We start from the raw sequence: 20364 nt of genomic DNA, 5'->3' as shown, positions 1-20364 counted from the left end.
TGTCCAGTTTGAGTAGCTAACCAGGGCTAAGCGCGCTCATTGCTTGCCTAGCTTACCGAAGGATTTGTCAATGCAAAGCTGGAAGTTTGCAAGGTTGCTGCTTCTGCTGAGGCATTGCTTTGGTGTGGCTAATTAGTGGCGAGTTATTACTTTGCCTTGTGCCAAAAGTAATGCTGTATATCCAATTAAACGAAGGAGCCAAGTCATGAAACTGAAAATTCTATCCTCCAACGCCAACTCGGCCCAAATTAGCAAAGCTGAACGCATTAATGGTCGCTATCTTCCTGGCAAACAGCCTTTTGTGGGAGCTAACCAGATTATTCCATTGCTAGCGCGGGTTTTGCTGGCAGCGATTTTTCTATGGTCGGGCGTCAACAAAATTCTGCATCCAGTTGCCACTCAGCAATACATGGCAGCTAATGGTATGACCTTTACCGGCTTTTTTCTAGTCGCTGCGATTGCCTTAGAGTTGGGCGGCGGTTTATCGCTAGTTCTAGGTTATAGGCCGCGTTGGGGAGCGCTGGTACTGATTTTATTTTTGGTTCCTGCCACACTGATTTTCCATACCAACTTTAGTGATCAAATCCAGGCCATCATGTTCATGAAAAATCTGGCAATGTTGGGTGGATTACTGATGGTTGTGCAGTACGGGGCAGGTTCTTTGGCTATTGATCCAGACGTCTAAATTCAATCTGCGTTTGTACCCTAGGGTTCGTTGTCTGGCATCAAACTAGGCAGCGGGCTCTTGTTAGCTTGGCAGGCCATACAGCAGGCTCAGAGGAGATTGCTAACCTAGTTGACAAGAAGCAAACCCTCATCGCAATGCTGTCCGAAGAATTGTTGAGCCGTTACGCCGCTGGTGAACGGAACTTTCGTAAAGCCTATCTGGTCTGGGCAGACCTGCTGGGGGCGTACCTGGCTGGCGCAGATTTGTTAGGGGCCTATTTAATGGGAGCCTACCTGAACGAGTCCAGCTTGGCCGGTGCTGACCTTCGACGGGCCGACTTGAGTCGCGCCTACTTATATCGAGCTGACCTCAGTGGGGCCTATCTGCGTGAGGCCGATCTCAACCACTCCGATCTCAGCCGCGCCAATCTGAGCGAAGCGAACCTTAACCGCGCCAACTTGAGTGAGGCGAACCTGACTGAAGCCAACTTGAGTCAGGCTAATCTCACTGGCGCAGACATGACCTTGGCTTACTTGAGACGGGCCAATCTCGAAGGAACCAATTTAAGCCAGGCCAATTTGACTGGAGCCGACTTGAGCCGTGCCTATCTTAACGACACCGATCTCAGAGGGGCCGACCTCAAGCGAGCCAGTTTGAAGGGTGCCAATCTCAAGGGAGCTAAGCTGAGCGGTGCCAGGATGCCGGATGGCAGCTTTCACAGTTGAGGCGGGATGGAGAATAAAATACTTGGTCTAAGAACTTGAGTCTGGAATTACCTGAGACTCAACACTTGCCCAACTCTTTTCGTGCGATCTATGCCACTCAATCCTCCCCGGTTTCATCTGGCTTTTCCGGTCTCTGATTTAGCAAAAACTCGCGCCTTTTATAGTGGCTTGTTAGGTTGCCCAGAAGGACGCAGTACTGATACCTGGATTGATTTTGATTTATTCGGTCATCAGCTCAGCGCCCATCTCAAGCCGCAAGCCTGTAGCGATGTTGCAGCTAACGCCGTCGATGGCGATCAGGTGCCTGTTCGCCACTTTGGTCTGATTCTCGATTGGGAGGCGTGGCACCAACTAGCCGCGCGACTGAAAACCGAGGCTGTCGATTTCATTATTGAGCCTCGAATTCGCTTTCAGGGGGAAGTGGGTGAGCAAGCGACTTTGTTCATTCAAGATCCGAGTGGCAATGCTCTGGAGTTCAAATCGTTTAAGAGCCAGGACCAGATTTTTGCTCATTAAGCTGACCCTTTAAACCTAACTAAGGTTTCTGGAAACTCACCACCCGAACCTCCGCCTCAGTCGGTTCCTGGCTGAAGATTAGGACCCCTTCCGCCTGCGAATTGCCTGGTACAAAGTCGAACGTTGTACTGGCTGTTTCCTCCTGACCTGCAACTGTCAGCTTGCCTTCTAGCATGACTTCACTGGCGGTTGCGTCGCCGTCATTTGTGATTGTGACCGGCAAATAAAACTGATCTAGTTCCTGACGGGTTTCGCCTCGTTCAACCTTGAAACGGGCTGGAGCTTGCGGCGGTTTTGCCCATAGAAAAATCACAGTACCAATGACGCCGGTTAACAACAACAGAGAGATAACTAAGGAAATCCACTCTGCGGTGTTGCGTGGTTTGGCATGGCGTTCGGATTGGAACTGGTTCATATGGCTAGCCTGCCTGCTGCACCGCCGATGGTGGCGGGAAAGCCTAAGACAATCGTGTAACTAACCCATTGCATCAATGGATCACCCGGACGCAGTAACTGAAAGAGCCACAGCATAATGACGGCTGTTAACAACGAGAGTAGATAGGAAAGAACCGTTTCACCTAAAGGAGTTTGTAGAATCCCTTCCTGCGTCATCCGAACCGTTTGTGAACCGAATTTCGCCTGGAACACAATGACGTACGACACCATAAGAGAGGCTGCAATTAGCGCCAATAACCAAGGCGGCGATAGAGCGCTGGCAATCATTGGCACTTCATCTGTGGGCGCAATCGAAAAGGCAACGATAATTGCCCCCATCATGGTTGCCCCAGCATCAGCTAATGTTTGCTGCCAACCAGGCTTTTTAGGACGATTGGTTTGCTCTTGTTTTGAGCCTGGGTCTTTTGAATCTGTTTCTTGGTTTTCACTGTCGTCCGATTGCAACCAGCCGTTGGCAATGCCAACGCCAAGGCCAAATGGAATGCCTTCCAAAACGATGCGGCCCATCGTAGCTTCCAGGGCAACTTCAGCCGTGACGCGGCGCAACAGAATCAGGCTGAGGGCTGCCATCAAAAGACCAATGGCCAATGATTCAGCGCTGTCGGTTAACGTGCGTAGCCAAGTCATATGTTGCTGCTTGCGAAAGCCAGTAGTGCGATTGACCGCAAGCAGAACCACGTAGGTAAGACCTAGAACAAACAATAGCCGAGGAGGGCGAGTGAAGTTGCCTTTCCACCAAACTTCCATGGTGTAGAGCAGAGGAACGCCAAACAAAAATGCGCCAGCAATTCCCCTCAACAAGTCATCTAATTCACGCCGCCAAGCAGACGGCTGCTTTCGTTTTTTGGATGGCATTTAGCCTATTCGTGTTCCCAACTTTCTCAGCGCCCATTCCTCAGCGCCTAGTTTTCCCCGCGCCCAATTTCTCAGCATAGGTCACCTGTTTCTAGCCCTAGCTGTGGTGATGGGATTCTTTACAGAGCAAGCTTCAAGGACAATCTTTACAGGACAGCCCCTGCACAGGACAGGCTCTGCAGGTTTTAGCGGCGACGCAAGAACATCTGAGTGAAGTAATACTCACCTCGGCTGTTGCGGCTAACGCCAACACCCGTCAAATCATAGGAGCCAGTCAAGTTGGCGTAGTGTCCAGGGCTGTCAATCCAACCCTGCACGGCTTGGCGGACTGGGTCGGCAACGCCTCGATTGAAAGCCACATTCTCGGCTGTTTGGCGGTAAGGGATAGCGCGGCCAACTGTGCGCACACGTTGGTCAAACCCTTGGTGGCTAAAGGGTACTCTGCGGCTGGCCATGTTTTGACTGTGGGCCCGAGCTTGGGCGCTCAGCCTTGAGTCTAGGGTGAGTGGCGGCAGGTTACGCGAGGTGCGGTACTCGTTGATTTGAGCGTGAACAGCTTGCTCCAAAGCACTGGTCGAAGCCGTGGAGGACTGGTTAGGAAAGACTGGAAGACGGTAGGTCTGTTTGAGGAGTGTCTGATTTAGGTCTATTGGAGACTGTGTCTGAGGCTGTAATGAGCTTTGTGTGGTCAGTGTGTGAGCGGGCGGCGTTTGGGCTCGACTTTCTAAAAAGCCAGCGCTAAGGACCAAGGCGCCACAAGCAAGGCCAAGGCAAACGGGTCGAATCACGGGTTTCAAGGAAAAGCAAAAACGTCTGGTGTTGAGGCGTTTAAGCCTACAGGGAGATTGACTGCAAGAGCATTCTTGGGGTTCCCAGGCGATTCGAGCCGTTGTTGCAAGATCAATTGCCAGACAAGATCAATTGCAGGACAAGATCAATTGCAAGATCAGGAGAAGGGGGATGCAGGGGACTTAAGCTTTCCTAATGTATGGGTAGGCACTGTCGCAAACTGTCCTTAATTGACATTTTGGGCAACCCTCCTAGAGCATAATGCCGAGTAATTTGCACGCCAGTCAGGAGCTAGTAATGTCCTTTTTAAGAATGAGACGGCGACAGTTCATTCAACGCTCCAGCTTTTTCTTAATGGGAGCGGGCTTGTCAGCCTGTGGTTTTGCAGGTGGCTCTGCTTCTCAAAATGCTGAGAGCACGCCAGCCGCAACTGCAGCCAGCCCAACGACCGCCGCAACTGGCACGCTCAACCTCTATACCTGGGCGGACTATGTCAACCCCGAAGTTGCTCAAGCATTCACGCAAGAGACTGGCGTCAAGATCACTGCTGACACTTACGACGCCAACGAGACCATGCTGGCTAAGGTACAGGCGGGCGGCGGCACCGGCTACAGCCTGGTTTATCCCAGTGACTACATGGTTGCTCAGATGGTCGAGCTGAATCTGCTGGAGCCCTTAGACCAGAGTCGGTTGGAAGCAGTATACGGAGACCTGGGTGACAACTTCAAAAATCTCTACTACGACCCCGAGAACAAGTACAGCATCCCCTACACCTGGGGCACGACTGGCATTGCCTACAACTCTAAGGAGCTTAAGAAAGCGCCAACTGACTTCAACTCCTTGTGGGAAATGAGAGACCAGATCAAGGGCCGTCTGACCCTGCTTGATGACGTGCGCGAAGTCATGGGCATGTCGCTGAAGTCGCTGGGCTACTCGCTGAACTCCAAAGACAAAGCACAACTGCAAGAAGCCTACGATAAGCTGCGCGAACTCAAGCCTGCGGTGGCCACTTTCACCTCCTACGACTGGCGCGACCGCATGATTTCTGGTGACATTGTTGTCTCTCACGCTTACTCTGGCGACGGCTTGCAGGTTGGCAAGGAAAACCCAGATGTCAAGTATGTGGTCCCGGCTAGCGGCTGTACGCTGTGGAACGACACTATAGCCATGCTCAAGACAGCCCCCAACAAAGACGCTGCCTACGAGTGGATTAAGTACAGCATGGAGCCGAAGAACAGCGCCGTGATTACGGAAGCGATTCTATTCGGCAACCCGCTGAAAGCGGTGCCAGCTCTACTGCCTGAAAGTATCAAGAGCAACCCAGGCTGGGCTGTTGCGCCCGATCTGCTGGCGAAGACCGAGAAGATCGAGCCGCTCGATGACACGACGCAGGCAATCTACGACGATTACTGGACCAAGCTCAAGAGCGTATGAGTGCTTCCTCTGCTTCGCCGCCTGAAGCGGTTGACTACATTGCACCCAAGCGTCGCTGGCTGCGCTGGCTAGAACCTACCGCCCTACTCGGACCCGGTGGCCTATGGCTAGTGGCGTTTCTGGTGGCCCCGGTTGGGCTGATTTTGCTGCTGAGCCTGGTGCCTAACATCAAGCCGGACAACTTCAGCCGTATCGCCCAAATTGGCTTCAATCCTGCCAATTACCTGCGGGTTCTCGACCCAATCTACCTGCTGGTGATCTGGCGTTCGCTGTTGTTGGCCTTCAATGGGGCGCTGTTCTGCCTGTTGCTGGGCTTTCCGGTGGCCTACTGGATTGCTCTGTATGTGCCGAAGCGCTGGCAAAACATAGTGTTGCTAGCGTTTGTGCTGCCGCTGTGGACTTCTTCGCTGCTGCGCACCTACGCCTGGATTACGATTCTGCGGCCAACTGGGGTGCTCAATGGCTTCTTAAGCGCTGTGGGCTTGCCGACGGTGCAACTGCTCAACTCTTACCCCGCGATGCTGATTGGGGTGACCTACAGCTTCCTGCCCTACATGGTGCTGGTGCTGTATGCCTCGCTAGAGAAGCTGGACCGGCGGTTATTAGAGGCGGCAGCAGATTTGGGAGCCAATGCCTTTCAGACGTTCTGGAAGGTGACGGTGCCGCAGACTTTGCCGGGGATTGCGGCGGGTAGCCTGTTGGTGTTTATCACCTCGCTGGGCGACTTTATCAACCCAGACTTGCTGGGCGGCACTTCGGGGCTAACTGTGGCTCGCCTGATTCAAAACCAGTTCTTGGGTGCAACTCGTAACTGGGGTTTTGGCTCAGCGCTGAGCATGGTGCTGATTATGGGCGTTGCTATTAGCATTGCCCTGCTGTTGAAGTATGGCGACCGCAGCGCTGCTGATGTGTAGATGTGTAATGCACATATATAGGCCGCAGATGTGTAGACCCGTCAAAGCTGGAAGGGGTTAGTCATGGCAGTGAGCTTGGGCAGGAAGCCCCCCGCCTGGGAGGGGTTGTTCAGCGGGCTGATGTTCGTGTTCATGTACCTGCCGATCTTGGTTCTGGCAGTTTTCAGCTTCAATACCTCGCGCTTTAGTGCCCGCTGGGAAGGCTTCACGCTCAACTGGTATGGCCGCTTTTTGCAGAACGAGGCGCTGTTGGGTGCCTTGCGCAATAGCTTGGTGGTTGCCCTGAGCGCAGTGGCGGTGTCGATTGTGATTGGCACCTTGATGGCGGTAGGACTGGCCCGCTTTCGCTTCCCCGGCAAGGGGCTGTATCGGGGGGTGAGCTACTTGCCATTGATTGTGCCGGATATCTCAATTGCGGTGGCAACCCTAGTGTTTTTTGCCGCCGTTGCCTTTCCCTTGAGCATCATCACGGTGATTATCGCTCACACGGTCTTTTGCCTGTCCTACATTGCGCTGGTGGTTTCTAGCCGTCTGTCTGGCTTGAATCCACACCTGGAGGAAGCGGCGTTGGACCTGGGGGCTACGCCGGTGCAGGCGTTTATCAAGGTGTTGCTGCCGCAACTGGTGCCGGGGATTCTGTCGGGGGCATTGCTGGCGTTTGTGTTGAGCATGGACGACTTTTTGATTGCCAGCTTCACGGCAGGGGTGGGTTCTGCCACGCTGCCAATGGCTATCTACGCCTCGATTCGCTCTGGAGTCACGCCGGAGATCAATGCGCTCAGTGTGATCTTGATTCTGGCCTCAGCGTTGGTGGCAGGTTTAGCAGAGTTTGTGCGTCACATGGGTGACCAGAGACAGGTTCGCTAGAGCTAGACGGCCTTGGGAAGAGGGATAAGAACACTAGGATGCCTGTTGTGGCCAGCAGACAGGCGTTTCTGGCTGCGCGTAGGCGCAGTCATCAGGTTTGTTTAAGCGTTACTCGATTTTGTATAAGCGTTTATCGAAGATCGATGTCCTGTTAAGCTTCCAGACTTTACTGATTGGCTTGCAGCCAGGTCTGGATCAGCTTCCAGAGTTCGTTGATTAGCTTTCAGAGTTCATTGATCAGCTTCCAGCCTGAGCTGATTGGCCTCCAGAGGTTAGTGATCGTCTTCCAGAGTTGCCAGTCAGGCTTGCAGAACTCATGGGTCGGCTTCCAGAGTTCGCGTTTCGCCTAGCAGCCAACTCTGGAAACCTCAATGCTGAGCTGGGTAGCCCAACCAGCGAGACGTATCAAAGCAGCCATCTTCAGTCCAGATGTGTTTGATGCCCTGCATCTTGACGATCAGTTTGCCAGCGTGAAAAACCAATAGCCGACCGCCTGTGGCCGGTTTAATGGTGACTTCGTGAGACAGGATTCCCTGCAACCGCAGAACGTCGGGCCCGGCTTCGTTCTCGATCACGTCAGTGCCATCGCCCGGTGCGTAAACGTAGAGGTCGCTGCCTAAGCCGCCTGAGAGACGGTCGTTGCCCGGACCACCGATCAGGGCATCATCGCCGTCCCTGCCATAGAGGTGATCGTTACCTGGACCGCCATCCAAATAGTCATCGCCATCATCGCCAGACACCGAATCATCACCCTCACTGCCTTCAGCGCAGTCATGCCCAACCCCGCTGTTGATCAGGTCATTGCCTTCTCGGCCAATGAGGATGTCATTGCCTGCGTAGCCCAGGATGATGTCGTCATCCTGGGTTGCTTTGATGTGGTCGTTGCCAGGAGTGCCGTGAATCTCTGCCATGATGCAGTTTCCTCCAGGCTGGGATAGCCATTGTTGCAATCAGAGTTTCAGTGGGCTGGCAAGCAGCCTGCAATCTGAATTACAGCTCAGCTTAATGTTACGGCTTAAGCCATGACGCGACACGCTCTAATTCCTGACTCTCCCCTTTAAGCCAATTCCAGTTTCAACCTCCGGCCCCCTTCTCCGCGTCGGGAAGAGGCTGGGGGAGGGATCCTGGCCCAAAGTGATCCGGCAACTCCTCTGGCGTGATCTGCAACAGCCTCAAAAGCGCTTTGTATTGAATAGGTGTCAGCTTCGCTTCCGTTTCCCCAAGAACCCAGCGCTGATAGGTTCGTAGCGGCACACCACAATGCACCGCAAACTCAACCTGCGATAAGTCGGTTCGCTCCAGCCTTAGACGCTCTACTGGTGAGCTATTTTCCTCCGGCCTTTTGTCTTTCCTCATCGCGCAGTCTGACACGTCAGATTGACGTATTTGCGTTTGACATGTCAAAATGACGTATCTAAAGAGCAAGCGTAGCTATCGAAAGGAGCCAGCGAAGACGGGCTTCTAACGGTTCTGCTTGTTCTTCAGTCTCTCATCTCAATGTCTGTGCTCTGATTTTCGTGCCCTGATTCCCGTGCCGAAAGCACGGCAGCTTTCCTATGGAGATTTATGGCTCTCAACGATGATGCTCAGCAAGCCCGACTTTATCCCTGGCTAATCGTGCGCCTCTTGCCCAAAATGCAACGCGTCAGCATTGGCCGCTTTCGCAAACGCGTCTACGCCGAAGGACACCTGCGCTTGCTGCGGCAGGCAGTGCCTCAAGCTAGCTTCGCCATCGTCTTTGACTGTGAGCCCTTCGATTGTGGGCCCTTCGACTGTGAACCGCAGAAGCCAGCAAACACACCAGATTCAGGTTCTTAGGTCAAACCCTGGCGATCAAACTCCAAATCTGTCTTGCGGCAGAGGGTGCTGTGTGACCCTCTACACAAACTCAGAATTGATTCAGCACAATTTCCCCTAGCTGATTGCGTCCCGGCATCTACCCAGCCTGCCAACCAGCCATCTACCAACCAGCTTTGCGGAGAAACCCGGGAGACGAACTTGAAGGTCCCTCAACAGTTAATACCCTCATGTTTTGCTATAACTCAAACCCTTGGAAAGACGAGGAAACGCTGCGCCTAATTGCCCGTGGCGTCATTACTTACAGCAACAACTTAGACCGAGGCAATCCCCCCAACGCCTACCCCCCCAGCCTGGTGAAGGGGCTGAGGTATCTCCGGCTTGCCTGTAAGCAACACAAGATTGAAGAGCCGATGGGCTCCGCTGAGCTGCTGCGTTGGTGTCAAGAAAAACCTTTAAGAACCTGGCCCCTGAGTCTATATCCCAACTCGGTCGGTTGGGGCTCAGATTTGCTGATTGACCCCGATACCCGGCAACCGACACCGATCTGTGAGAGCTGGGCCTATCTAGAGCAAGTAGAGCAATAGAGGGCGCAATAAACTGCTGCCCACTTCCCATGCCCGATTCCAGCGTAGTCGGAGATAACCCCCGATAGGTAACAACAGCTCCCCAGAAAGACCTACTAAAGTGGTCAAGAGTGAGAGTTGGGAAAGAGCTTGTGAGTTATCCGATTGTTCTCGCCAGTGCAGAAGCTGCTGAAGGCCCACTAGTTCTAGCCGCAGTTCTGCTCAGTTTGGTCGTCACTTACCTGGCTAGCAAAATCGGGGGTGAAATCTGCGCTCGCATCAACCTGCCCTCAGTTTTAGGAGAGTTGGTATTCGGAGTTCTTGTTGGTGTCTCAGCCCTCCATCTGGTGATGCTTCCTGCCGATGGCATTACAGGCTCAGACTCGATGCTATTGAAACTGCTCAACCAGAGCACACCAATGGCGTCAGAAACCTTGAACTCCGTCTTCCGCTCCCAAGGCGAGGTAATCAGCGTCCTCTCTGAGCTAGGGGTGATCATCCTGCTCTTTGAGATTGGCTTAGAGTCTCAACTCAAAGAACTGCTGCGGGTCGGGCCACAGGCGGCTGTGGTCGCCTGCGTTGGTGTTGCTGCCCCTTTCATTGCCGGTACTGCTGGTCTGATCGCGATCTTCCATGTGGCAACGGTGCCTGCCATTTTTGCGGGTGCTGCCCTGACCGCCACCAGCATCGGCATCACCGCCCGCGTGCTGGCCGAATTGAACCGACTAAGCTCCAGTGAAGGCCAAATCATCATTGGCGCTGCCGTACTCGACGACGTGCTAGGCATCATCGTCCTGGCCATTGTGGCTAGCCTTGCCAAAACCGGCGAAGTCGAACTCAGCAAAGTCGCCATCCTGATTGTCAGCGCTGGGGTCTTTCTGGTAGGCGCAATTGTACTGGGGCGCTGGCTCAGTCCGCTCCTGATGAAACTTGTCTCCGAGATGCGCACGCGGGGCCAGGTGCTAATCACCGCTCTGATTTTCGCCTTCCTTCTGTCCTACGTCGCTAACGTGATCCAACTCGAAGCGATTCTGGGCGCGTTTGCCGCCGGTTTGATTTTGGCCGAAACCGAACGCCAGGAAGAGCTGATTGAGCAGATCAAGCCCATTGCTGACATGCTGGTGCCGATTTTCTTCATCACCGTGGGCGCCCGGACCGATGTATCCGTGCTCAATCCCTTTAACCCGGCTAACCGCGAAGGATTAATCATCTCAGCCTTCTTGATCGTCGTCGCCATTCTCGGCAAAGTGATCACCGGGTGGACCGTATTCGGCAAAGAGAAGCTGAACCGCTTAGCGATTGGCGTTGGCATGATTCCCCGAGGTGAAGTCGGCTTGGTGTTTGCCAGTGTCGGCACCGCCAGCGGCGTACTCAGCGATGCCCTCAATGCCGCGATCGTCGTGATGGTCATTCTCACCACCTTTTTGGCTCCGCCCCTGTTGCGCTTGGTGTTCCAAAACCCCAACGAAGTCGCCGCAGGTCTGCCCAGCCCTGTTGGCCTTGCAGCTGGTGGCGGTGCTGAGCTGAGCCTGCTCGACGGCCAAGCCGTAGAAGCCGAGCCAGCCAAGAAACCAGAAGAGGTGTGACCGGCTGGGCGATGCGCAAGCTAGAGCAAATCTGAGCCGTAATCAGGCTCAAACCCTAGGCCAAAACCTTAGGCTAGAACCTCAGGTCAAAACCTCAGGCTGAAACTTTACTGCCAGTGCTGGCGTCCGGGTCTACAAATTCCCCCAGCACTGGCGTTGTCCTGTATTGGCGTTGATCTATATTGATGAGGTTTTAGTGGGTGTGAGGAGAAGCAACGCTTGAGGCGACCCTGGCTGCTAAAGGCACCGCCGGTTTGCTTCGCAATCAGTATTCTGAGCACCTTGGTTTGGCTCCCCAAAGCCTGGGCTGGTCAGCTCCAGAGTTGGCAATTTGACCCGAACCAGAGCCGTCTGGAGGTGGTCACCGATACCAACGTCCAGCCTCAGGTCGTCCTGATCGCGAACCCAACCCGTATTGTCATGGATCTGCCCGGCACGATCCTGCCGTCCTCAGCAATCACGCGGGCTGTGGGCGGTGCTGTGCGCGAAATTCGTGTGGCTCAATTCGATGGCAGCACCACGCGCTTAGTCATTGAACTCGACCCCAGAATCAACCTGGCGCCGACCCAGATCCAAGTGCAGGCCGCTGCCGCCAATCGCTGGATCATTCAACTTCCCCGCTTTGGTGGGCAGGCCCCGGCGCAGAATGTCGGCTCTATCCCAGCTACCGATGTCGATGCTGGGGCTGACTTTCCCAGTGCCGAACTGCAAGGCATTCAGGCAACCAACGAAGGCTTTTTCCTGCGCGTCAGGGGACAGCCCCAAGTGAGTGTCCGTCGCATCACCAGTCCCGATCGGGTAGTTGTCGATCTGGTGGGAGCCGTTGTCAGCGACAACTTTAGTCAACGCGAATTAGCCGTTAACCGCTACGGTGTGGTTCGAGTGCGAGTAGGGCAATACCAAGCTTCGCCCCCCATTGCCCGCGTTGTCTTGGATGTGGATCCGACCAGCAGCGATTGGGAGGGTTCCTACAACGCTGCACGGGGTGGGGTGAGTCTCGCGCCTGCCGGTGGCGTTGCCGATGCAACCCTCAATCCTCAAGTGCCTCAGGGGGCGGCACCCGCCCAAATCCAGGCGATTACACTCGACTCACGCACCGGCCAACTGCTGATTCAAGCTGACCGCCCCTTGTACTACGCCAGTGGTTGGGATCCGCAGACTGGTGCCTACCGTTTGAGTGTATCCCCCGCTCAGCTACCCGCCCGAGTTCAAGGTCCCCGGCTCACTGCCGATAGCCCTCTAGAGCGGATCCGCTTGCGTCAGGACGGTCCGCGCACAGTGACAGTCTTGGTGCAACCTGCGGCTGGCTTTCAGGTGCGGGAGACCACAAGACCAGGACCGCAGGCAGTCGCTCTGCAATTTCAGCAAGCGGTCGCCGCCTCGCCACCTTTACAGTCTGGAATTGGCAATCGCCGTCCGGTGGTGATTATTGACCCCGGTCACGGTGGCCCCGATCCCGGTGCCGTCGGCATTGCTGGTCAAGAAAAAGACATTGTGCTCAGCATTGGTTTGCAAGTGGGCCGTCTCCTGCAAGCTGCTGGCGTTCAGGCGGTGATGACCCGTAACAGCGACATCGACCTGGATCTGGCTCCCCGGGTTCAACTGGCTCAGCAGGTCAATGCGACGCTATTTGTCAGCATCCACGCCAACGCTCTAGATGCCAGTCGCTCCGAGGTCCAGGGGGTTGAGACTTACTATCTGCGCCCAGATAGCGAACGGCTCGCTAGCGTCATCCACTCCAATGTCATCCAAGCCACTAGGGCAGTAGACCGGGGCGTGCTGCGTGCCCGTTTTTACGTCGTTCGCGAGACCACAATGCCCTCGGTGCTAGTGGAAACTGGCTTTGTCACTAGTTCGGCAGAAGGTCCTCGCTTGGCATCGCCCGCCTATCAAACCCTCATGGCGAGGGCAATTGCGCGTGGAATCTTGCAGTATCTCCAAGAAGGCAGACGTTAAGTGCAATCCGTGATCCGCTCCTCCGATCCCCCTCAACTGAGTGCCGATGCTCCGATCGGCCTGTTTGATAGTGGTGCGGGTGGTCTGACCGTCCTGCGCGAGGTTCAGCGCCAGCTCCCCAACGAATCTGTGATTTATCTGGGAGACACGGCTCGCCTACCCTACGGCAATCGATCAGCCGCCGAGATTATCCGCTTTACTCAGGAAATCCTGGCCTGGATGCGCTTGCAGCGGGTCAAGATGGTGCTGATGGCCTGTAACACCAGCTCAGCCCTGGCACTAGAGGTGGTCCGGCAGGAAGCAGGACTGCCCGTCTTGGGAGTGATCTTGCCTGGAGCCCGCGCTGCAGTGGCCACTTCTAGCCAGCGAGGACGACGGATTGGCGTGATTGCAACCCTGGCCACAGTTACAAGCCACGCCTATCAGCGTGCAATCCAGGAAGTTGATGCTCAGGTGCAAGTGGCAGAGGTTGCCTGCCCGGAATTGGTGCCTCTAATTGAACAAAACCGAGTCTCTGATCCGCAGACTCGCTCAGTTCTTCAAGCTTATTTGCAGCCCTTGCTCGATTGGGGCTTGGACACTCTGGTCTACGGCTGCACTCACTATCCCCACTTGGCTCCGGTGCTGAGGCAGCTCTTACCCACTGCTGTTGAGCTAGTCGATCCAGCAACACACCTAGTTGCGGCGGCAGCGCAAGAACTCGACCTCATGAATCTGCGTAGCTCTCAACCTGCTGGTGCGCCTCGCTTCTACGTCACTGGTAGCCCAACCCAGTTTGCTCGGCTCTCAGTGCAGTGGCTTGGCTACCAACCTGCGACAGAGCGCATTGTTCTGCCCCCGGTGCAATCACAGGCGCAATCGCAAGTGCAATCAGCTGTAGTCCCATCAAGCCATGGAGCTTGAAGTGAGGCCCTAAGTTGGTCCTAAGTTGGCTCTGAATTGACTCTAAATTCAGAGGTTTTAGTTTTAGGGGCTCGATCCATAAACTCGACCTATAAAGAAGGACCCCTAGTTTTCCGTAGGTTCCACTCTAGAGGGAACAGAAGCCTCAACGGTTGAGACCAAATCCCGCTGCCAAATCCACCAATTTTGGTGACAGTTAAGACATTGAGAGTAGACCCGCCACAGAACACCAACCTCGCAGTAGAGCACAGAACTCATATCTTCCCATTGCCTACCAACCGTTGGGCAGTCGCAGAAGGGACAAGCTGGGTAATCGCTGAACTCTGCTTTCTGAGTCCAGGCAGGAGGGCGTTGGCGCCAACCATCAAGTAGGGAATTGAGAACCAAGAACCCCCTCCAACCAGCAATAGCATGGCGAGATTGTCTACAGTTCTGATCGTCCCCCCAAGGGTAGATTTGGCCCTGCGCCAAATCGCTTAAGTCATCTTGCTATTTCGCGCAAGCTTTTTGAGTGAGTGAACTGAAGTAGCCAAGTCCTATCTCAAGACGGAACCAGCGCCTTTCTGCAGACGGATAGGGGATCGCGGTCGCCCCCATACAGTGAAGGAGCAGGAGAGATTACTTACCAAATTCTCCTGGTTACCTTCTGTAAATTGTTGGGAGTTCGAGGAATTTTACATGAACCGCTCTAAATTGCCTTTGTTGCTTGCGACTGGTGCTCTGGGTGCTTTTGCCCTGTTAAGCAGCCCCGCCCAAGCTCAGAACCAAAGTGATCCGATAGACAACCGCCCGCAAACTTCGGCGGACGCCAACAATACTGAGCATACTCGGGACTTCAACAATCTAGGTTGGCTCGGTGCCCTCGGCTTGCTGGGTCTGATTCCCCGGAAGCGTCATCACTCGGTTGATGAGGATCGTGAGCCAGTGAGCACAACCACTAGCGACCGCTACTAAGGCATTTAGCGGGCCCATTCAGCGGGCTAATCATCACTGAGGATCTTGCTACAACCAAAAGGGTTGTAGCTTTTTTAGTCATTAAATTCAGTCATTAATATTGAAGACTCTTTTCAGTCGTGGGGTGAAAACTGTTATAATTCGGTTCGCGCCTGGAGAGGTGGCTGAGTGGTCGAAAGCGGCAGATTGCTAATCTGTTGAGGTCTGTATGGATCTCCGAGGGTTCGAATCCCTCCCTCTCCGTTCCAAAGTGCCCTTGCAAGCTAAGGTTCTGCAAGTAGTTCTATCGGTCTGTAGCCGCGGCCGTCAGCAGCAAAGATTGCTGTAATAATGAGAGGGTTTCGATTCCAGCCTTTCTCCCATGCGAACTTACTACTGCGGCGACCTGCGTGCTGAGCACATCGGCCAGACTGTGACTTTGTTCGGCTGGGTAGATCGCAGACGAGATCACGGCGGTGTGATTTTCTTAGATGTGCGTGACCGCTTGGGTGTAGTGCAGATTGTGAGCGACCCAGTGCGCACCCCAAACTCCTACGGTGTAGCGGGAGAGATGCGCAGTGAGTACGTGGTACGAGTGACAGGCAAAGTCACTCAGCGTCCTGCTGACTCCTTAAACCCCCGGCTGCCCACCGGTGAGGTCGAGATCTACGCCGACGAAATCGAACTGCTCAACCCAGTCCGTAAACAACTGCCGTTCCAGGTTTCAGGTAGTGAAGCAGAAGATGTGCGCGAGGAACTGCGCCTGCGCTACCGCTACCTTGATCTGCGCCGTCCCCGCCTGAACCAGATTTTGCTGTTGCGGAGCCGGGTGGTGCAGTTTTTCCGGCGCTACCTCGAAGACCGAGCAGGGTTTGTCGAAATTGAAACGCCAATTTTGACCCGTTCAACCCCAGAAGGGGCGCGGGACTATCTGGTGCCTAGCCGGGTGAACCCTGGTCAGTGGTTCGCACTGCCGCAGTCGCCCCAACTCTTCAAGCAGCTGCTGATGGTGTCTGGCTTCGACCGCTACTATCAAATCGCCCGTTGCTTCCGAGACGAAGATCTGCGTGCTAACCGACAACCCGAGTTCACGCAGTTGGACATGGAGATGAGCTTCATGGACCAGGAAGAGGTCTTGCAACTCAACGAGACGATGATCTGTGAGCTATTCAAGCAGACTATTAATGTTGAACTGCCACGTCCATTTCCGCGTCTGACCTTCGCTGAGGCGATGGCTCGCTACGGCTCCGACAAGCCGGATACGCGCTTCGGTCTAGAACTGGTGGACGTGTCCGATCTGTTTGCCCAGTCTGGCTTTAAGGTTTTTTCTAGTGCCATTGCTGGAGGCGGTTTGGTCAAAGCCCTGCCCGTTCCTGGTGGCTCTGACTTGGTCTCCAACACGCGGATCAAGCCCGGTGGTGATCTGTTCAACATTGTGGTTGAAGCGGGAGCCAAGGGACTGGCCTTCGTGCGGGTGCGCGAGGGTGGCGAGATTGACACGATTGGCGCGCTTAAAGACAGCCTGAGCGAAGAGCAGAAAACTGAGCTGTTGCGGCGCACAGGGGCAGAAGCTGGCACGATTCTGCTATTCGGCGCTGGACCTACCAACATTGTCAATGAGTCACTGAACAGGTTACGTCTGCGGTTGGGGGCTGAACTGAAGCTGATTCCGGAAGGCACGTTCAATCTGCTGTGGCTGATTGAGCCGCCCATGTTTGAGTGGAACGCTGAGGAAAAGCGTCTGGAAGCGCTGCATCATCCCTTCACTCGCCCGAATCCTGAAGATCTCAATGACCTCAAAACTGCCCGTGCTCTAGCCTATGACTTGGTCTGTAACGGTGAAGAGATTGGCGGTGGCAGCCTGCGCATCTATCAGCGTGAGATCCAGGAGCAGGTGTTTGAGGCCATAGGCTTAACTCCAGAAGCGGCTCGCGAGAAATTTGGCTTTTTACTCGAAGCCTTTGAATACGGGGCACCACCGCACGGTGGTATTGCCTATGGCTTGGACCGACTGGTCATGATCCTGGCTGGCACTGAATCGATTCGGGATGTGATTGCCTTCCCCAAAACGCAGCAAGCTCGCGACTTAATGAGCGAAGCTCCCTCCGGCGTGGACGACAAGCAACTGCGGGATCTGTATGTCAAATCGACCTATGTCCCACCAGAGACTAAGTCCTAGTCACATAATCTCAGGCACACCCAGTCTCAAATTCTCAGCCTCATAACCTAAATCACAGCAGCCCTGCCATAGCCCTACCCTTGTGTTGGGGTATTGTGTTGGGGCTCTGTGACAGAGTGCGTCATCCTGCTCTACGCAGGGAATAGATTCTACTGATACAGTGCTTGCAAGGGGCCGTGGGGGTACCAGACCTAGGTGGCCCTGGGTTTTTATTTGGGTTTTGAAGCAGGCAAACGCGAAGGGCGGAGCAAATGGTTAATACAGTCAGTACAAATGGCGCTACGGAAAATTCTGGTAGTGCCCTGCCCCAGGCATCAAATCAATCGGCATCGAGTCAACAGGCGAGCACTAAAAACATTGGTTTGCGGGGGATTCCCGTTGCCGATACCCGCATTTGCGACATTGATGGTGAGCAGGGCATCCTCATCTATCGAGGCTATAACGTTGTGCCTCTAGCGGAGCAGTCCACATATGAAGAAGTGGTTTACCTGCTGAGCTACGGTAACTTACCTAGCGCTGAGGAACTGGCTCAATGCCGAGCCATGCTTGCTGGGCTGCGTCCCATTCCTGAATCGGTGTTGCAGATGCTCAAAACCCGCCCAGCCAAGGCCCATCCGATGGATGTCTTGCAGTCGGCGGTGCCAATGCTGGTTGACCATGAGCCAGACTTGCGCGATGACTCCCGCGAAGCTAATCTGTGGCGAGCACTAGCCCTGACGGCTAAATTCGCGACGATTGTGGCAGCTTGGAGCCGGGTGCGGCAGGGGCTGGAGCCAATCAGCCCGGACCCTGAGTTGGGTCATGCAGCGAACTTCCTCTACATGGTGACGGGCGAAGTGCCGGGTCCTCAGGCCGAGCGCACCTTTGATGCCTGTTTGGTTTTGCACGCTGAGCACTCCTTCAATGCCTCCACCTTCACAGCTCGGCAGGTTGCTTCAACCCGTGCACATATGTACGCGGCAGTCACTGCGGCGATTGGGGCTCTGGGTGGAGCCCTACATGGTGGTGCCAATGAAAGGGTGATGGAAATGATGCAGGCAATTGGCAGCGTGGAGCAAGTCAAGCCCTGGATTACCAGCCGCTTTGAACGTAAAGAACGGGTTATGGGCATGGGTCATGCCGTCTACAAAACTGAAGACCCCCGCGCGCGCGTATTACGTCAGCTAGCAACTACCCTAGCAGTCGAAACCGGACGTGAAGAACTGCTAGCTTTGGCAACCGAAATCGAGCAGGTGACCCGGGAGGAGTTCCGCCGCCGTAAGGGGAGCGAACTTTATCCGAACGTCGATTTCTATGGGGCACCGGTCTATGCCATGTTGGGCATCGACACTGACCTGTTTACAGCAATCTTTGCGGTGTCGCGGGTCATTGGTTGGTGTTCTCATGTGATCGAAGAGAAGTTTGCCGAGGCGCAACCTACGCCTGCACTTTACCGGCCTTTGGCTGAATATATTGGCAGCTACTGTGGTCCAGCCGGTTGTCAGTATGTTCCTTTAGCAAAGCGTAGCGCTGGCTAGAATTAAATGCTGAGATTGGTCTAGAAGCTTAGGGGCGGTGTCGGTTCACCGATACAATAGGTCGCACAAGCTTTTGTCATGAGACTCACCGGGAGGATATTGTGGACTTTCTAAGCAACATCAACTTTGAAGTCATCGCCCAGCTCACGATGGTGATGCTGATTCTGGTTGCTGGACCTGCAGTGATCTTTCTGCTGTTTTTACGCGGCGGCGATCTGTAGTTCTGATCTATCCCGGAACCGTCCTGACATAACAGGTTTTCAACGGCTCTGGATGTGGGGGCTCAGTGTAGCTGATCTGGGCTGAGCCTCCTAAAATTGCCAAAGCTACGTTCGAGGATTGGCCATGATCGTGCTTTGCATTGATATCGGTGGCAGTGGTCTCAAAGGTGCTTTGGTTAACGAGCAATGCGAAATGGTGAGCGAACGGCTGCGCTGTGAAACCCCACAACCAGCTAGCCCTGAGCCAGTCCTAGCGGCTCTCACGACCCTGCTCAAGCCAATGAAGGGCTACGAGCGCATTGCCGTAGGTTTCCCTGGGGTTGTGACGGAGGGCATTACTCGCACAGCTCATAATCTTCACCCTGAGTGGCAAGACTTTCCCTTAGCTGAGCGACTGTCTCAAGTGTTTGATGTGCCAACGCGAGTAGCTAACGACGCGGATGTCCAGGGCTATGGCGCTGTTGCTGGTAAGGGGGTTGAATTAGTGATCACCTTGGGCACGGGCTGCGGTTCAGCCCTGTTCACTGAGGGGCAACTAGTTCCTAATCTGGAGATGGGGCACCATCCCTTCCGTAAGGACAAAACCTACGAAGAATTGCTGGGTGACGCTGCCCGACAGGAGTCCAAAAAAGACTGGAACCGCAACTTGGAATTGGCGATTGAGCAATGGCGTAAGTTGTTCTCTTTCACTCGGCTCTACCTCGGCGGGGGAAACGCCTCGAAGATCAAGTTTGACCTGCCAGTGGATGTTGAGGTCGTCAGCAATCAAGCTGGAATTTATGGGGGTGTTGCCCTTTGGCTAGGCCCTAGGTTCAAGTCCTAAAACTTCAAGCTCTAAAATCTAAGCTCTAAAAAAATCAAGCTCTGAAAAACCGCTGCCAGACTTGCAAGCCAGTAAAGGCTAGAGCCAGCAAATCTAAGCCATGCTCAAAGAGGAAAAACCAGCGAGCGCCATACTGAGGCTCCCAATAAGAAACCGGGCCTCGCACAATCCAGGGTGCAATTGGCCAAAGTAGGGGACGTGCATCGGAGACATGGGTGAGCGTATCTACAATGGCATGGCCACCAAGGCCTAACACTAAGCCCAGCCCAATAGGATGCGGCCATAACCAAATTGCTAAGGCTAAGAGGGAAACCACAAACCAGGAATGCAGAAGATTAGTTGGCACCGCTAGAACGGGCCGTTCATAGTATTCCTCAAACAGTTGCCAGCTCCAATCGGGCCTAGATTTTAAAATCACAAAGGCAACAATCATCGGGACATCTGGCAGAACCGCGCCAACAACGGCAGCAATTCGGGTTGCCGGTGGCAAGGCTGCGGTCGCGGCCCAAGTCAGGATGGCGTGGGAGTAAGTTTGCACCTTTATACTGAACCGCCAGAGTTTGGCTTTGAGTGGAGCGGGAGCTTGGCTGCGAAACTCCTAACTGCTTGTACCGCTCACAAGCATAAAGCTCCCAGTCCCACAGTAGCTCTAAAGTTTTG

General features: G+C 54.4%; 22 protein-coding genes and 1 tRNA gene. 17 read left to right on the top strand and 6 right to left on the bottom strand.

Going from position 1 to position 20364, the window contains the following annotated elements:
* Positions 1–205: 205 nt before the first annotated feature.
* The 3 genes from H6F94_RS06655 (at position 206) to H6F94_RS06645 (ending at position 1908) form a co-directional block, all read left to right on the top strand.
* Entirely contained in the window at positions 206–685 is a 480-nt protein-coding gene (locus H6F94_RS06655; protein ID WP_190801439.1) for a DoxX family protein, read from the top strand.
* A gap of 137 nt (positions 686–822) precedes the next feature.
* Positions 823–1392, top strand: a complete 570-nt coding sequence (locus tag H6F94_RS06650; RefSeq protein ID WP_190801438.1) for a pentapeptide repeat-containing protein — start codon at positions 823–825, stop codon at positions 1390–1392.
* Between the two features lie 90 nt (positions 1393–1482).
* Complete coding sequence (locus tag H6F94_RS06645; protein WP_190801437.1) at positions 1483–1908, top strand: VOC family protein; 426 nt, start codon at positions 1483–1485, stop codon at positions 1906–1908.
* A 19-nt stretch (positions 1909–1927) separates the two neighbouring features.
* On the opposite strand, the gene H6F94_RS06640 is transcribed toward H6F94_RS06645, so the two are convergent.
* The 3 genes from H6F94_RS06640 to H6F94_RS33215 all read right to left on the bottom strand — a co-directional run bounded on the left by H6F94_RS06640 (position 1928) and on the right by H6F94_RS33215 (position 4007).
* The gene (locus tag H6F94_RS06640; protein ID WP_190801436.1) at positions 1928–2323 is read right to left on the bottom strand and encodes a hypothetical protein; all 396 of its coding nucleotides are present in this window, start codon (positions 2321–2323) and stop codon (positions 1928–1930) included.
* Positions 2320–3219, bottom strand: coding sequence for a TIGR02587 family membrane protein (locus tag H6F94_RS06635; RefSeq protein WP_190801435.1), 900 nt, complete (start codon positions 3217–3219; stop codon positions 2320–2322). Before H6F94_RS06635 ends, H6F94_RS06640 begins: the two co-directional genes overlap by 4 nt.
* A 185-nt stretch (positions 3220–3404) precedes the next feature.
* On the bottom strand, positions 3405–4007 hold the full coding sequence (locus tag H6F94_RS33215; protein WP_313949234.1) for a CAP domain-containing protein: 603 nt from the start codon (positions 4005–4007) through the stop codon (positions 3405–3407).
* Between the two features lie 298 nt (positions 4008–4305).
* On the opposite strand from H6F94_RS33215, the gene H6F94_RS06625 reads away from it, so the two are divergent.
* The 3 genes from H6F94_RS06625 (at position 4306) to H6F94_RS06615 (ending at position 7223) form a co-directional block, all read left to right on the top strand.
* Positions 4306–5442 (top strand): ABC transporter substrate-binding protein, encoded by a 1137-nt coding sequence (locus H6F94_RS06625; protein WP_190801434.1) that lies wholly within the window; start codon positions 4306–4308, stop codon positions 5440–5442.
* Positions 5439–6356 carry an ABC transporter permease gene (locus H6F94_RS06620; RefSeq protein ID WP_190801433.1) on the top strand — a complete coding sequence of 306 codons (918 nt, stop codon included), beginning with the start codon at positions 5439–5441 and terminating at the stop codon, positions 6354–6356. Before H6F94_RS06625 ends, H6F94_RS06620 begins: the two co-directional genes overlap by 4 nt.
* 63 nt (positions 6357–6419) lie before the next feature.
* The gene (locus H6F94_RS06615) at positions 6420–7223 is read left to right on the top strand and encodes an ABC transporter permease (protein WP_190801432.1); all 804 of its coding nucleotides are present in this window, start codon (positions 6420–6422) and stop codon (positions 7221–7223) included.
* Between the two features lie 368 nt (positions 7224–7591).
* Here H6F94_RS06615 and H6F94_RS06610 read toward each other — a convergent pair whose 3' ends face one another.
* Together H6F94_RS06610 and H6F94_RS06605 are read right to left on the bottom strand one after the other, a co-directional pair.
* On the bottom strand, positions 7592–8134 hold the full coding sequence (locus H6F94_RS06610; RefSeq protein WP_206757708.1) for a calcium-binding protein: 543 nt from the start codon (positions 8132–8134) through the stop codon (positions 7592–7594).
* Positions 8135–8297: 163 nt separating this feature from the next.
* Positions 8298–8579 (bottom strand): helix-turn-helix domain-containing protein, encoded by a 282-nt coding sequence (locus H6F94_RS06605; RefSeq protein WP_190801431.1) that lies wholly within the window; start codon positions 8577–8579, stop codon positions 8298–8300.
* A 210-nt stretch (positions 8580–8789) separates the two neighbouring features.
* Here H6F94_RS06605 and H6F94_RS06600 point away from each other — a divergent pair, with 210 nt between their 5' ends.
* From H6F94_RS06600 to H6F94_RS06550, 11 genes are all read left to right on the top strand, one after another.
* Positions 8790–9041, top strand: coding sequence for a hypothetical protein (locus H6F94_RS06600; protein WP_190801430.1), 252 nt, complete (start codon positions 8790–8792; stop codon positions 9039–9041).
* A gap of 209 nt (positions 9042–9250) precedes the next feature.
* Complete coding sequence (locus H6F94_RS06595; RefSeq protein WP_190801429.1) at positions 9251–9607, top strand: pPIWI_RE_Y domain-containing protein; 357 nt, start codon at positions 9251–9253, stop codon at positions 9605–9607.
* A gap of 131 nt (positions 9608–9738) precedes the next feature.
* Positions 9739–11172 carry a cation:proton antiporter gene (locus H6F94_RS06590; RefSeq protein ID WP_313949233.1) on the top strand — a complete coding sequence of 478 codons (1434 nt, stop codon included), beginning with the start codon at positions 9739–9741 and terminating at the stop codon, positions 11170–11172.
* A gap of 219 nt (positions 11173–11391) precedes the next feature.
* Positions 11392–13128 (top strand): N-acetylmuramoyl-L-alanine amidase, encoded by a 1737-nt coding sequence (locus H6F94_RS06585; protein WP_190801427.1) that lies wholly within the window; start codon positions 11392–11394, stop codon positions 13126–13128.
* Entirely contained in the window at positions 13129–14031 is a 903-nt protein-coding gene (gene murI / locus H6F94_RS06580; RefSeq protein WP_190801426.1) for a glutamate racemase, read from the top strand. It begins immediately after the preceding gene.
* Between the two features lie 678 nt (positions 14032–14709).
* Positions 14710–14985 carry a WGxxGxxG family protein gene (locus tag H6F94_RS06575; RefSeq protein WP_190801425.1) on the top strand — a complete coding sequence of 92 codons (276 nt, stop codon included), beginning with the start codon at positions 14710–14712 and terminating at the stop codon, positions 14983–14985.
* A gap of 154 nt (positions 14986–15139) precedes the next feature.
* A tRNA-Ser gene (locus tag H6F94_RS06570) sits at positions 15140–15228 on the top strand.
* Between the two features lie 118 nt (positions 15229–15346).
* The gene (aspS, locus tag H6F94_RS06565; protein WP_190801424.1) at positions 15347–17143 is read left to right on the top strand and encodes an aspartate--tRNA ligase; all 1797 of its coding nucleotides are present in this window, start codon (positions 15347–15349) and stop codon (positions 17141–17143) included.
* Between the two features lie 251 nt (positions 17144–17394).
* Positions 17395–18660 carry a citrate/2-methylcitrate synthase gene (locus H6F94_RS06560; protein WP_190801423.1) on the top strand — a complete coding sequence of 422 codons (1266 nt, stop codon included), beginning with the start codon at positions 17395–17397 and terminating at the stop codon, positions 18658–18660.
* A 101-nt stretch (positions 18661–18761) separates the two neighbouring features.
* On the top strand, positions 18762–18881 hold the full coding sequence (psb30, locus tag H6F94_RS06555; protein ID WP_190801422.1) for a photosystem II reaction center protein Ycf12/Psb30: 120 nt from the start codon (positions 18762–18764) through the stop codon (positions 18879–18881).
* Positions 18882–19005: 124 nt separating this feature from the next.
* On the top strand, positions 19006–19704 hold the full coding sequence (locus H6F94_RS06550) for an ROK family protein (protein ID WP_190801421.1): 699 nt from the start codon (positions 19006–19008) through the stop codon (positions 19702–19704).
* Between the two features lie 34 nt (positions 19705–19738).
* On the opposite strand, the gene H6F94_RS06545 is transcribed toward H6F94_RS06550, so the two are convergent.
* The gene (locus H6F94_RS06545; RefSeq protein WP_190801420.1) at positions 19739–20242 is read right to left on the bottom strand and encodes a hypothetical protein; all 504 of its coding nucleotides are present in this window, start codon (positions 20240–20242) and stop codon (positions 19739–19741) included.
* Positions 20243–20364: the final 122 nt, after the last annotated feature.

This window comes from Leptolyngbya sp. FACHB-261, from assembly GCF_014696065.1.
Taxonomy (GTDB): Bacteria; Cyanobacteriota; Cyanobacteriia; order FACHB-261; family FACHB-261; genus FACHB-261.
The sequence above is the reverse complement of the archived record's forward strand: the minus strand, read 5'-3'. Positions and strand labels throughout refer to the sequence as shown.

Bases quoted from the DNA above. Each gene is read 5' to 3' on its own strand.
- H6F94_RS06615 (WP_190801432.1), top strand. From the start codon at position 6,420: ATGGCAGTGAGCTTGGGCAGGAAGCCCCCCGCCTGGGAGGGGTTGTTC.
- H6F94_RS06600 (WP_190801430.1), top strand. From the start codon at position 8,790: ATGGCTCTCAACGATGATGCTCAGCAAGCCCGACTTTATCCCTGGCTA.
- H6F94_RS06550 (WP_190801421.1), top strand. From the start codon at position 19,006: ATGATCGTGCTTTGCATTGATATCGGTGGCAGTGGTCTCAAAGGTGCT.
- H6F94_RS06575 (WP_190801425.1), top strand. From the start codon at position 14,710: ATGAACCGCTCTAAATTGCCTTTGTTGCTTGCGACTGGTGCTCTGGGT.
- H6F94_RS06620 (WP_190801433.1), top strand. From the start codon at position 5,439: ATGAGTGCTTCCTCTGCTTCGCCGCCTGAAGCGGTTGACTACATTGCA.
- aspS (WP_190801424.1), top strand. From the start codon at position 15,347: ATGCGAACTTACTACTGCGGCGACCTGCGTGCTGAGCACATCGGCCAG.
- H6F94_RS06655 (WP_190801439.1), top strand. From the start codon at position 206: ATGAAACTGAAAATTCTATCCTCCAACGCCAACTCGGCCCAAATTAGC.
- H6F94_RS06640 (WP_190801436.1), bottom strand. From the start codon at position 2,323: ATGAACCAGTTCCAATCCGAACGCCATGCCAAACCACGCAACACCGCA.
- H6F94_RS06625 (WP_190801434.1), top strand. From the start codon at position 4,306: ATGTCCTTTTTAAGAATGAGACGGCGACAGTTCATTCAACGCTCCAGC.
- H6F94_RS06650 (WP_190801438.1), top strand. From the start codon at position 823: ATGCTGTCCGAAGAATTGTTGAGCCGTTACGCCGCTGGTGAACGGAAC.
- H6F94_RS06610 (WP_206757708.1), bottom strand. From the start codon at position 8,134: ATGGCAGAGATTCACGGCACTCCTGGCAACGACCACATCAAAGCAACC.
- H6F94_RS06560 (WP_190801423.1), top strand. From the start codon at position 17,395: ATGGTTAATACAGTCAGTACAAATGGCGCTACGGAAAATTCTGGTAGT.
- H6F94_RS06635 (WP_190801435.1), bottom strand. From the start codon at position 3,219: ATGCCATCCAAAAAACGAAAGCAGCCGTCTGCTTGGCGGCGTGAATTA.
- H6F94_RS06605 (WP_190801431.1), bottom strand. From the start codon at position 8,579: ATGAGGAAAGACAAAAGGCCGGAGGAAAATAGCTCACCAGTAGAGCGT.
- H6F94_RS06595 (WP_190801429.1), top strand. From the start codon at position 9,251: ATGTTTTGCTATAACTCAAACCCTTGGAAAGACGAGGAAACGCTGCGC.
- H6F94_RS06645 (WP_190801437.1), top strand. From the start codon at position 1,483: ATGCCACTCAATCCTCCCCGGTTTCATCTGGCTTTTCCGGTCTCTGAT.